Source organism: Bacillus sp. BB081 (assembly GCF_008368895.1).
In the GTDB taxonomy this organism is placed as follows: Bacteria; Bacillota; Bacilli; order Bacillales; family Bacillaceae_G; genus Bacillus_A; species Bacillus_A wiedmannii.
Genome location: NZ_QOZX01000034.1, coordinates 1 through 12,581, shown reverse-complemented (window position 1 = coordinate 12,581; position 12,581 = coordinate 1). Strand labels below are relative to the sequence as shown.

The following is a 12,581-nucleotide window of genomic DNA, read 5'->3' as shown; positions in this document are numbered from 1 at the left end:
ACATGATTAGGCTGAAAAGAATCAACCACCACTTACTGGCGGAATCATTGCTACGACATCACCAGTTTGAATGATGTCATCCTCATTTGCATATTCTTCATTTATCGCGACCATAATCTCGTTTGAAATTGCTACATTATATTCCTTAACCAGAAATTCCTTCAGCTTCGCGACTGTAATGTTTTCACACTCTATGTGTAATGCTGGCTTACTTACTTCTTCTTGTAAATGTGCAAATAATAGTACTTCAATCATATACTCATCTCCTTTCCAGGCTCACCATTTGCATATGTTACCTTCTCTAACTGATCACCTATCCATGACTCACCATCTTCCCAAAACTCTTTCTTCCAAATCGGAACAATTTGTTTTATACGCTCCATAATATATTCGTTCGCCTCATATGCCGCTTTCCGGTGTGGTGTAGAAACAGCGACGACAACAGCAAAATCAGAAATTTGTAATGTACCAATGCGATGTGTAATTGCCACATATGTTCCAGGCCATTTCTCTCCTACTTCGGTACCAATTCTCTCAAGCTGTTTCTCCGCCATTGTCTTATAAGCTACATACTCTAAACAAAGTGTACGTCGACCTTTCGTAAATTCTCTAACAGTACCAATAAAAGTAGTAACCGCACCACACTCACGACGAATTACTTTGCTTGTAACTTCTTCAATTGAAATAGGTGTATCAATTACTTCATAATACGTATGTGTCATTTTGCACCTCTTATCTTTGTATAGGTTAGCAATCTATTTTCTATTATTTATATGATCGAAGCGGTTCATCCCACGGCCATTCACTTCCCGCGTTTGATTCTAATAACAGTACCGAAACAGTTATTCCTGCTTCAAACCCTCTCGTTCCTCCTGGCAGGACGATACATGCAGTTGCTTCTGTAAGTGAAGAAATTGCGCTAGATTTATCTAAACCGACTGGTGTAACTTGCAATTGGCCATCTACAATTTCCACTCTTCCTCTTACAAAACGAGTAAACGGATTTGCTTTCGGAAAGTCTTTTTGTAAAATTGCCTCTGCACGATATACGTGCGGATCTTTTCTATGCAAGTATGTTCCAATGACTGGTCGAACATATAATTCGCATCCGACATAACAAGCTGAAGGATTACCAGATAGACCAAATAATAGTTTCCCCTCTAACTCAGCTACAGTTGTCACACTTCCTGGCCGCATCGCTATTTTGTTAAAAATTACATTTGCTCGTAATCTCTCATAAATAGCAGGTAAATAGTCATAGTCTCCTACCGAAACGCCACCAGTTGTAATTAAAATATCGACTTCTTTTATCGCTTTTTTCACAGTGTTATAACACGTCTCAAAATCGTCAGCGAATTGTCCATAATACTGTACAACTCCGCCCGCTCGTTCAATTTGAGCAGCTATCATATAGGAATTACTATTTCGAATCTTCCCTGGCTTTAATTGTTCATGTACTTCGAGCAGTTCACTTCCTGTCGTTACAATTCCGATAACCGGCTGTTTTACAACGTAAACGGTACTATAACCAAACGTAGAAAGAAGCGCCACTACTCCAGGGTCAATAACAGTCCCTTTTTTCACAAGGATGGTATTTTGTTTTACATCTTCACCTTTAAAAGAAATGTTATCACCGGCGGCGAAGGAGCGTTTTAATTTCATATACGTCTTTTCTTTTTCTTCAAATCCTTCCGTTAGCTCTAACATAACAACCGCATTACACCCTTTTGGAATTGCGGCTCCGGTCATAATACGGACAGCTTGAAATGCTTTCACTTCTTCTGTAAAAACAAAACCGGCTCCAATTTCACCAATCACTTCAAACAGAATGGGATTACTGCTACTTGCTTCTTTTGTATCTTCTGCTCGAATCGCAAACCCGTCGTATGGAGAGCGATCAAAATGAGGGACATCATGATCTGCAATAACATCTTCTCCAAGAATTCTTCCGTAACTTTCTATAAGAGAAACCTCTTCTATTTCACCTTGATGAGCGTATTTCATTACACGTGCCACTGCTTCTGCCACCGGAATTGGTATACGTTTTTCTAACATTCTTTTTCACCTCGTTTTAATAAGGGGCAACGCTCTTTTTGTTCATCCTATATATTTTGCGTATAATCGTTTTGCTATTTTCACATCATTTGTTCCATGAATAAATGCCCTACCGTCTGTAAATAAAACGAAACGATATTTATCAATTAGAAATGATAGTAAGTAAGGCGTTTTTTTGACATGTACACTTTTTTGTAATCGTTTTTGAATTTCGTTTAAATTAAGATCTCTCTTTATTCCTGAACGGATTTGAACTGTATTCCGTCCGCATAGCACTTCCGTTTTCATCTGCGCTTCAAATGCTAGACTTGGATACGTTCGTGATTTCCCACAAGATGGACATGTACTTTTTTTCTGTCTATTTACTTTTAATGAGAGATATTGATTGTTCCAAATATCAAATGATAACATCGTTCCTCTTAGCGACTCATAATCATCCACCAATATTTTCATCGCCTCTGTCACTTGGTGAGCAACAACCATCTGTACAGCTGGCTGAATAATTCCGACTGTATCGCATGTTGCACCGCCCATAGGATGATCCATTAGACAGCGAAAACATGGTGTTTTCCCAGGAAGAATTGTATACGTTACACCGTAACTTCCAATGCATCCACCGTATATCCAAGGTATATTTTCTTTTTGTGAAATGTCATTTATAAGTAGGCGCGTATCAAAATTGTCAGTCGCATCTAATATGAGATCCACTTCTTTTGTTAACTCTTCTATTTCTTGCATTGTGACATCCGTTACAACTGGTACAATTTCCACTTCAGAATTAATCTTTCTTAAATGTTCTGCCGCTGCAATTGCTTTCGGTTTACAATGCTTTGCATCTTCTTCTGTATATAACTGTTGCCGCTGTAAATTACTCCATTCGACGTAGTCACGATCGGCAATTGTCAATTTCCCAATTCCCATCCTAACGAGCGCTTCCGCACTTGCAGCTCCTAGTGCACCCGCACCGATTAGGAGCACTTGCTTTTCTCTTATTTTGCTTTGTCCCATTTCACCAATTCCAGAAAACAATACTTGCCTTGAATATCGCTCTTGCATAGAGAATCCTCCTTTCGCTATCCGCCAATGTATGACATTTCAACTTTTGGACGTTTATTTGTACTTTCCACCGTTCTTTCATCTGAATATCGATCTGTTCTATATCGCCATGTATGTTGTAAAATTTTTAATAGTGAGGCATCCGAAATATTTTCTCGAAGAAGCGTTCGCAAATCCGTTCCTTTTTCTCCAAATAAGCACGTATAAAACTTGCCGTCTGCCGAAATACGAGCTCTCGTACAAGAAGAACAAAATGACTCAGATACTGAAGTAATAAATCCAACTTCGGCATCGCTCCCTACATATCGATACAATTTCGCAACTTCTCCAAAGTAACGAGGTTGAACAGGCTCAATCGGATATACGCGATTAATCTTCTCTATTAATTGTTCCTTCGTAATAACTTGTTCAAAGTTCCATCCGTTCGTACTGCCAACATCCATAAACTCAATGAAACGTAACTGTATTTCTTGTTCTTTAAAATACTGAGCCATAGGAAGAATTTGACTATCATTCATTCCTTTTTTTACGACCATATTTACCTTTACTTCTAATCCAGCTGCCTTCGCTGCTTCAATTCCTTTCAGTACAGGTTTTGTACTTACATTTCTTCCGTTAATTTTTTGGAAGACGTGATCCTCTATCGCATCTAAACTAATATTTACACGCTTTAATCCCGCGTCTTTTAGTGCCTTAGCTTGTTTTGCTAAATGAATTCCGTTTGTTGTGAGCCCAATGTCTTTTAAACCTTCTAGCTTTGTAAGTCTAGCGATTAACTTCGGTAAGTCTTTACGCAATAACGGTTCACCGCCAGTAAGTCTAATTTTTTCAACTCCCATACTTATAAATAATCTAGCTAGTCTTTCTATTTCATTAAAAGTTAATAAAAACTCTTCCTGTAAAAAAGCGTAATCAGATCCGAACACTTCAGCAGGCATACAGTATGTGCACCTAAAATTACAACGATCAATAACTGAAATACGTAAATCTTGAAGTGGACGTTCTAAAGAATCTTTCATTTTCTCGTGCATCTATATCCCTTCTTTTCTGCTGCAATCCTTAGTAAGTTTTCAATTTTTCATTTGTCTTTATTATAAAAAAGAAGCTACATATTCAATGTGACTTTTCTCACATCACTTTCCCCATTCAAAAATTCTTCACAAATCCGTTCGAATTTTGTTCACATCTTCAGTGCCTACTCCTTACGGTCATTGAAATTTCACTATATTTTTCAAATATCTCTTGCATTTCCAGCATACTTACACTCAAAATAGGAAATGGATTGCTTATAAGAAGAAAGGTGATTGCTGTGACAAACAGTATGAAATTATCTCAAGATTTAAAGGAATTACTTGCATCTGTTGAATATAAAATGCAGATAAAAAAAGGTAGTTTTATTTTTCAAGAAGGTATGGAGGCAACCGAACTCTATATTATCCACTCAGGAAAAGTACAAATTAGTAAACTTAGTGCTGACGGACAAGAATTAACACTTCGAATTTGTTCAGCATATGACATTATTGGAGAATTAACATTGTTCACGGACGATGCGAAGTATTTATTAAATTCAAAATGCCTTGAAGATGTTGAAGTAGGCGTTATAAAGCGTGAAGCGTTAGAAAGAGAATTACTCCAAAAGCCCGCACTTGTATTTGAATTTATGAAATGGATTAGTGAACATTTAAGAAGAATGCAAACGAAGTTCCGAGATTTAGTATTACACGGCAAAAAAGGTGCCCTTTATTCTACTCTCATTCGAATGACAAATAGTTACGGTGTATTAAAAGAAAATGGTATTCTCATCGATTTACCGTTAACGAATCAAGAACTTGCTAATTTCTGTGCAACTTCACGCGAAAGTGTAAATCGAATGTTAAATGAATTAAAAAAGCAAGGTACAATTTCTATTCATAAAGGAAAGATTACAATCCACGATTTACAATTTTTAAAACGTGAAATTGCTTGTGAAGATTGCTCTGCTTCTGTTTGTAGCATTGATTAGCGTCTTATTTAGATACTTATACTTATAAAGAAAGCCGAGGTCTCCAATTAGATCTCGGCTTTCTTTATAAGTTACTAAACATATAAAACAACATTATTTTTTCAACTCATTAGGAATACGTCTTCTGTAAATCACATAACTACGGCTTACATATTTAATTGGGGCACTAAATACATGTACCAGTCTAGTAAATGGCCATACTGCGAAAAGCCCCAATCCTGCAAGAATATGAATTTTAAACCATACAGGTACTTCCATCATATATTCAACTTTCGGTTGGAAAATGAAGAGGCTTCGGAACCACGGACCGATCGTTGTACGGTAATCAAACCCTTTTGAGTCGATGTTTAAAAACGTTGAGGAAAGTCCTGCTAGCATTACGATAAGTAATAAAATAAGCGCAATATAATCTCCCTTTGTGCTCGTTGCAATGATACGTTTTACTGTTACGCGGCGATACGTTAATATAATTAAACCGATGATAGAAGCAACACCTGCCGGAAGTCCGAAACTAATCGCTACTACATGATACATATGCTCTGAAATACCTATTGAACGATATACAGCCTCTGGAATTAATATTCCCATAACATGACCGCCAATTACGAACATGATCCCAAAGTGGAATAATAGACTTCCGATTCGGAGTATTTTCTTTTCTAATAGTTCACTAGATTTTGATGTCCATCCAAATTGATCATAGTTGTATCTAAAAATATGTCCACCGATAAAGATTGCAAAAATGATATAGGGAAACAATACCCATAGAAATTGATCCATCATTTTGACAACCCTCCTTTCTAATTTGTCTGTACACTCCATGTATCGATAGCGAGTAGAACAGCCGTAAGAATTGGTTCATACATACTATCAGCTTCTTTTAACTGAACGTGTAATGCTTGTATGTTCTCCTTGTATTTACTCATAATTGGTTCACTGTCTTGCTCATTTGCATTTGCAAAGAACTCAAGCAATAGCGGTAAATAATCAGGTAATTCTTTATCTGTTACTTCAAAACCAGATTTTTTATAATGCTGTTTTAACTCTAATAACTCAATACCTCTTTCTCTTTGTTCACCGGTGTTCATATAAGTAAGATACATATTTGTCTTCTTACCAAAATCGAATGTATATACGTAACAGTCAATTAATTGATCATCCATTTTATCCAGCGCTTGCTTTATAAATGCTGTAAGTGCTGCTTTAACGTCTTCCTGTTCAATCGCTTCAATCTCTTCTTGCAATTCAGTTAAAGCTTCTCTCCACCCGATTTCCGGGTAGGAGAGAAGGAATGAAGAACATGAAAAAGCAGTTTGTAAACTTTGTTTCATATTTTTCCGCCCCCATTATTTAAGAAATTGTCGTGCAAGAGCCTGGGCCACCTGCGAAGGATAAACCACAGCTTCCTTGTTCATTATATAAATCTGCAACTTGTTCGCGGTGAGATGTCGGGATGACGAAACGATCTTTATATTTCGCAATAGCAAGAAGACGATACATATCTTCTACATCCTGTTTCGTTAAACCGAGTTCTTTTAATACAGCTTCATTTGGTTCTTTATTAATTTGCAACGCTCTCATATGTGTTCGCATAACAGCCATTTTTTTCAATGTTAGACGAATATGGGATTCATCTCCTGCAGTGAGTAAATTCGCTAAATATTGAATTGGAATACGCATATTATCAATAGCAGGGAAAATCTCTTCTGCTTGCCAGTTGCTTCCTTTCCCTTCCACCATGTTCATAATTGGACTAAGTGGCGGTATATACCAAACCATTGGCATTGTACGATACTCTGGATGAAGAGGTAGGGCAATTTTCCAATCGATAATCATTTTATAGATTGGCGACTGTTGTGCCGCTTTAATCCATTCTTCAGGAATGCCTTGTTTTTTCGCTTCAGCTGCTACTTCAGGATCATTTGGATCTAGGAAAACAGTAAGCTGCGATTCATATAAATCTTTTTCATCTTCAACAGAAGCTGCTTCTTTTACTTTATCAGCATCATATAGCATTACCCCAATATATCTGATACGTCCTACACATGTCTCCGAACAAATTGTTGGCATACCTGCTTCAATACGAGGGAAACACATTGTGCATTTTTCAGCTTTATTCGTTTGCCAGTTAAAATACACTTTTTTATACGGACAAGAAGATACGCAGAATCTCCAAGCACGACATGCATTTTGATCCACAAGGACAATCCCATCTTCTTCACGTTTATACATCGCACCAGATGGACAAGAAGATACACAAGATGGATTCATACAGTGCTCGCATATGCGCGGTAAATACATCATAAAGACATTTTCAAAATCCGTTTTAATTTCTTCTTCCATTTTCTTTACGTTCGGGTCTTGCAATCCTGTTATATGTCCACCAGCTAAATCATCTTCCCAGTTTGGACCCCATTCAATTTTGTCAATAAATTCACCTGTAATTGCTGATTTCGGACGAGCAACTGGTTGATGCTTACGCTGCGGACTATTTGTTAACGTTTCATAATCATAGTTCCAAGGTTCAAAGTAATCATCGATTGTTGGTTGATCTGGATTGTGGAAAATATTCATAAGGCGTTTCATTTTCGAACCGGATTTCAGCTGAATTTCACCATTTTTTAATTCCCAGCCGCCTTTATATTTCTCTTGATCTTCCCATTGCTTCGGATAACCAATACCAGGTTTCGTTTCTACGTTATTGAAGTACATATATTCAGCACCTGGACGATTTGTCCAGGTGTTTTTGCATGTTACGCTACAAGTATGGCAGCCGATGCATTTATCTAGGTTCATTACCATTCCGACTTGTGCTTTAATCTTCAAGCCAATCTACCTCCTTCAGTTTACGGATTACGACATTTAAGTCACGCTGGTTCCCAGTCGGACCATAGTAGTTAAATCCATAGCTTAATTGGCCATATCCACCAATCATATGTGTTGGTTTCACATGAATACGGGTTGGACTATTATGCGTTCCCCCGCGGGTGCTTGTTAATTTCGTACCAGGCACGTTAATGTGGCGATCTTGTGCGTGGTGCATAAATGCCATTCCTCTCGGTATACGGTGCGTTACGACAGCACGTGCTACAACAACACCGTTACGGTTAAAGCACTCGATCCAATCATTATCTGCAACGCCAGCTTCTGCAGCGTCCTCTTTATTCATCCAAACAGTTGGACCACCTCTAAACAGCGTTAACATCGGTAATGAATCGAAATACATGCTATGAATTGACCACTTATTATGTGGTGTTAAATAGTTTAATGTAATTTCTTTCCCTTCTACTTCAGGCCGTGATTTACGGAACGGTTTATGTTGCAAAATTGGTTTAAATGTTGCCATCGTTTCACCAAACTCTTTCATCATGTCGTGATCTAAGTAGAAAGATTGTCGACCAGTTATCGTTCTCCAAGGAATGAGACGTTCCACATTTGTTGTAAATGGTGAATAACGTCGTCCACCTTTTTCAGAACCTGTGAAGGCTGGAGAAGTGATTACTGTTTTCGGTTGTGCTGTAATTTGTTCAAAAGTGAAGCATTCTTCTTCACGTTCTTCTGCTAAATCACGTAGTTTTAAATCCGTTTGTTTTTCAAGTGCTTCCCATGCTTTTACTGCCATATGACCGTTTGTTGTAGAAGAAAGCGTTAATACCGCTTCAGCAGCATTGATTGCTTCTTTTATGTCTGGGCAACCTTTCGCAATAGAATCTGTTCGAACAACTCCTAATTTGCTCTTTAATTGCTCATACTCTTTTTCTGCTGACCAAGAGATCCCTTTTGTACCAATTGGTTGTTTCCCGGCATTCGGTCCAAGTGCTGTCATTTTGTCATAAATCGTTTTATAATCCCTTTCGACAACATGAATTTGTGGCATTGTTTTACCTGGGATCGGTTCACATTCACCTTTGCTCCAATCTTTAATCTTGCCGAGTGGTTGTGCTAATTCTTGCGGTGTATCGTGAAGAAGTGGTGTTGCAACGACTTCTTTCATTGGTTCAAGATCGATTTTCTTCGCTAAATCTGACACAGCTTTAGAAAGAGCGGTGAAAATATCCCAGTCAGATCGTGCTTCCCACGGTGAACCGATTGCTGGGTTAAATGGATGCACAAATGGATGCATATCTGTACTACTTAAATCGTGCTTCTCATACCAAGTTGAAGCAGGTAAGACGATATCAGAATAAAGCGCTGTTCCAGCCATGCGGAAATCTAAATTAATAAGTAGATCAAGCTTCCCTTCTGGTGCGTCCTCATGCCACTTAATTTCTTCTGGTCGTATTGAATCACTATCATCATTCATTAATCCGTTTGTTGTACCTAATAAATGTTTTAAGAAATATTCGTGTCCTTTACCAGAACTTGAAATTAAGTTTGCACGCCATACGAATAAGTTGCGCGGGAAGTTATTTTTGTTATCTGGATCTTCAATCGCAAATTTCAGTTCTTTTTCTTTTAATTTTTGTGCAACATATTTCCCGATTTCTTCTTGCGTTGTTGCACCAGCGGCAACAGCTTCTTTATATAATTCAATTCCATTTTTCTCGAATGTCGGATAAGAAGGTAACCAGCCGAGTCGTGCTGCTAATACGTTATAATCACCGTGATGTTGATAACGTGAGTTACCTTCAATTGGTGATGCTAAATGACCAACAGATGTATCTTCATAGCGCCATTGATCTGTTACGAAATAGAAGAAAGATGTACCGTTTTGTAATTTCGGTGGCCCTTGCCAATCTTTTGCCATCGCAATCGTTTGCCATCCTTCTGCTGGTCGTAATTTTTCTTGACCAACATAATGCGCCCAACCACCGCCATTTACACCTTGTGCCCCAACAAGAAGAACAAGATTTAAAACAGCGCGATAAATCGTATCAGAGTTAAACCAATGGTTAATACCAGCTCCAACAATAATCATCGAACGACCATTTGTATCAACAGCATTTTGTGCGAACTCACGAGCGATTTGAATAATAAGCTCTCGTTTCACTCCCGTCATTTTCTCTTGCCATGCAGGTGTAAACGGCATATCATCATTGAAATCTTTTGGCTCTTGTCCGCCAAGTCCTCGGTTCACGCCGTAATTTGCTAACGTTAAGTCGTATACAGTTGTAACGAACGCTTCGCCTTCTTCTGTCATAACCTTTTTCACTGGAATTGTGCGTTCTAATACTTTGTTTCCATCATCAGAGAAGTACGGAATTTGTACCGTACCAACCGCATCTTCCATTCCAAGTAAAGAAAGGCGTGGATCAATCTTTTCACCTGTTTGTTCATCTTCTAAACGTAAGTTCCATTTCTTTTCGTTATCCCAACGTGACCCCATTGTGCCTTGAGGTGTTGCAAAATCATTCGTGTTTTCGTTCCATAGTACAGGTTTCCATTCTCCTAACTTCGTTTCGCGTCCAATATCAGAAGCATTTAAGAAACGATCAGCAACGAATTGATCTCCTTTTTGTTTCAATGTGACGAAGAAAGGAAAATCAGTATATTGCTTCGCATACTTTGTGAAGTATTCCACTTGATTATCTACGTAAAATTCTTGTAAGATCACGTGCCCCATTGCCATCGCAAGTGCACCGTCTGTACCTTGTTTCACACTAATCCAGTCGTCCGCAAACTTTGTTGACTCAGCGAAGTCAGGACTTACAGAAACGACTTTCGTTCCTTTATATCGAACCTCTGCTAAAAAGTGAGCATCTGGTGTTCTCGTCATCGGTACATTTGAACCCCATGTCATAATGTATCCGGAGTTATACCAATCACTACTTTCTGGTACATCTGTTTGATCACCCCAAATTTGCGGAGAAGCTGGTGGTAAATCTGCATACCAATCATAGAAGCTAAGCATTGGTCCGCCCATAAGTTGCATAAAGCGGCTACCTGCAGCATGACTTAACATCGACATAGCTGGAATTGGTGAAAAACCAACATTTCGGTCTGGACCGTATTTCATTACTGTGTAAAGTAAAGAAGCTGAAACGAGTTGTAATACTTCATCCCAATTCGCACGAACGAATCCCCCTTTACCACGCGCCTGCTTATACTTACGTGCTTTTTCAGGGTTTTCCACAATGCTTTTCCAAGCATCTAGTGGTGACTTGTTATTTTGTAATTCCTCTTGCCACATACTCCAAAGAACACCACGTACATACGGATATTTCACACGAAGTGGACTATAGATGTACCAAGAAAAACTCGCTCCACGTGGACATCCTCGTGGTTCAAAGTCAGGCATATCTGGACCTGTTGTTGGATAGTTAAGCTCCTGCCCTTCCCAAGTTACAATTCCATCTTTCACATAAATGTTCCAACTACATGAACCAGTACAGTTCACGCCATGTGTAGAACGGATTACTTTATCATGTTGCCAACGCTTTCTGTACACATTCTCCCATTCGCGATCTTCATATGTTTCTTGTGTATGATTATCGTTATAACGATCTATTGGCGAAAAATATTTTAAACGTCTCATTAGTGCTGAAGGTTTCTTCTTCATACTGTTCACTCCTTTAATACGTCTCTCTTACATACCCTTACTATAAGAGAGCTTGTAAAATACAGATGTGACATTTCGCACAGTTCAAGAGATTGTCAAAAATTCCGAAAAAAATATAAAAAAGTGAAAATCTAATCATTGTGGAGGGTTCATATCCTTCACTGACTGTTAAATTACTTCCTTGCTTCTAGCAAAGGTTAAGATGAAGTACAGATATGCAAAAAATTTCTTATATAATAGAGGAAGTAATTTGGGAGTAGTTAAATTTGATATGCCTAAATCGTTAGATGAATTAACAAATGAAAATATAATACTTTAAATCCACTATACCAAGGGTAACTATCCTGAAAATAGTTGAACAAAAAACGCCAGGAAATCTATATGAATTGTCAGCAACTTGGATTGAATAAAGAGAAGAATACACCAGAATGGCAGGATTTTAAGATAATAATAAAAGGAGGATATTATGATATTAGAACCGCTTTATGCAGAAAACATTATAGTAGCCGTCATATATAAAAATGAGTTTAGATGGTATGTAACAGATAAAGAACTATGGTTTTTAGATTATAATAAATTAGATAATGCATATAAAAATTTAGATATAAGCATTGAAGATAATGATGAAACGGAAGAAAGAAATGGAATAAAAGTATTAGATCATGAAAATGTAGAAGTATTTTTAGTAAGGATTAATCAATATAAAACAACTAAAGAAGAATTAAATTATTTACTACTTGAAAATATTAAAAGGAAGAATGCAGGAGAAGATCTATTAGATTATAGTCCAGTCTTATTAATTAACTTTGATAATAAAATACTATATTCAATGTTTCCAGAACCGGCCTCATATGAAAACTATGTACCAAAAGATTGGAGTGGTACATATGAAGATTTCACTGAATTCATACCTACATCAGAGAAATATTGGATAGATAAGTTTAATAATAATCTACTTTTACTATAATT

11 protein-coding genes are annotated in these 12,581 nt (G+C 37.6%); 2 read left to right on the top strand and 9 right to left on the bottom strand.

Going from position 1 to position 12,581, the window contains the following annotated elements:
* Positions 1-21: 21 nt before the first annotated feature.
* Genes moaD through moaA form a run of 5 tightly spaced genes read right to left on the bottom strand, consistent with a single transcriptional unit; the run spans position 22 to position 4,142 of the window.
* Positions 22-255, bottom strand: coding sequence for a molybdopterin converting factor subunit 1 (gene moaD, locus DN394_RS15610; RefSeq protein WP_097918192.1), 234 nt, complete (start codon positions 253-255; stop codon positions 22-24).
* Positions 252-722: a molybdenum cofactor biosynthesis protein MoaE gene (locus DN394_RS15605; protein ID WP_097918193.1), complete on the bottom strand. Its 471-nt coding sequence runs from the start codon at positions 720-722 to the stop codon at positions 252-254. Before DN394_RS15605 ends, moaD begins: the two co-directional genes overlap by 4 nt.
* Before the next feature lie 43 nt (positions 723-765).
* Positions 766-2,055 (bottom strand): molybdopterin molybdotransferase MoeA, encoded by a 1,290-nt coding sequence (locus DN394_RS15600; RefSeq protein WP_098092143.1) that lies wholly within the window; start codon positions 2,053-2,055, stop codon positions 766-768.
* 42 nt (positions 2,056-2,097) lie between these two features.
* A complete protein-coding gene (locus DN394_RS15595; RefSeq protein WP_098092142.1) occupies positions 2,098-3,111 on the bottom strand; it encodes a molybdopterin-synthase adenylyltransferase MoeB in 1,014 nt (337 codons plus the stop codon).
* 17 nt (positions 3,112-3,128) lie between these two features.
* Positions 3,129-4,142 (bottom strand): GTP 3',8-cyclase MoaA, encoded by a 1,014-nt coding sequence (gene moaA, locus DN394_RS15590; RefSeq protein ID WP_097918196.1) that lies wholly within the window; start codon positions 4,140-4,142, stop codon positions 3,129-3,131.
* A 278-nt stretch (positions 4,143-4,420) separates the two neighbouring features.
* Between moaA and DN394_RS15585 the strand changes: the two genes are divergently transcribed.
* Positions 4,421-5,113 carry a Crp/Fnr family transcriptional regulator gene (locus tag DN394_RS15585; protein WP_000185186.1) on the top strand — a complete coding sequence of 231 codons (693 nt, stop codon included), beginning with the start codon at positions 4,421-4,423 and terminating at the stop codon, positions 5,111-5,113.
* A gap of 93 nt (positions 5,114-5,206) precedes the next feature.
* Here the strand turns inward: DN394_RS15585 and narI are convergent, their stop codons facing one another.
* The 4 genes from narI to DN394_RS15565 are packed head-to-tail and all read right to left on the bottom strand — an operon-like array spanning position 5,207 to position 11,612.
* Positions 5,207-5,896, bottom strand: coding sequence for a respiratory nitrate reductase subunit gamma (narI, locus tag DN394_RS15580; protein WP_097918198.1), 690 nt, complete (start codon positions 5,894-5,896; stop codon positions 5,207-5,209).
* 17 nt (positions 5,897-5,913) lie between these two features.
* Positions 5,914-6,444, bottom strand: coding sequence for a nitrate reductase molybdenum cofactor assembly chaperone (gene narJ, locus DN394_RS15575; RefSeq protein ID WP_097918199.1), 531 nt, complete (start codon positions 6,442-6,444; stop codon positions 5,914-5,916).
* A 19-nt stretch (positions 6,445-6,463) separates the two neighbouring features.
* Positions 6,464-7,939 (bottom strand): nitrate reductase subunit beta, encoded by a 1,476-nt coding sequence (narH, locus tag DN394_RS15570; RefSeq protein WP_000692672.1) that lies wholly within the window; start codon positions 7,937-7,939, stop codon positions 6,464-6,466.
* Positions 7,929-11,612 carry a nitrate reductase subunit alpha gene (locus DN394_RS15565; protein ID WP_098092141.1) on the bottom strand — a complete coding sequence of 1,228 codons (3,684 nt, stop codon included), beginning with the start codon at positions 11,610-11,612 and terminating at the stop codon, positions 7,929-7,931. Before DN394_RS15565 ends, narH begins: the two co-directional genes overlap by 11 nt.
* A 466-nt stretch (positions 11,613-12,078) precedes the next feature.
* On the opposite strand from DN394_RS15565, the gene DN394_RS15560 reads away from it, so the two are divergent.
* A complete protein-coding gene (locus DN394_RS15560) occupies positions 12,079-12,579 on the top strand; it encodes a hypothetical protein (RefSeq protein WP_097918201.1) in 501 nt (166 codons plus the stop codon).
* Positions 12,580-12,581: the final 2 nt, after the last annotated feature.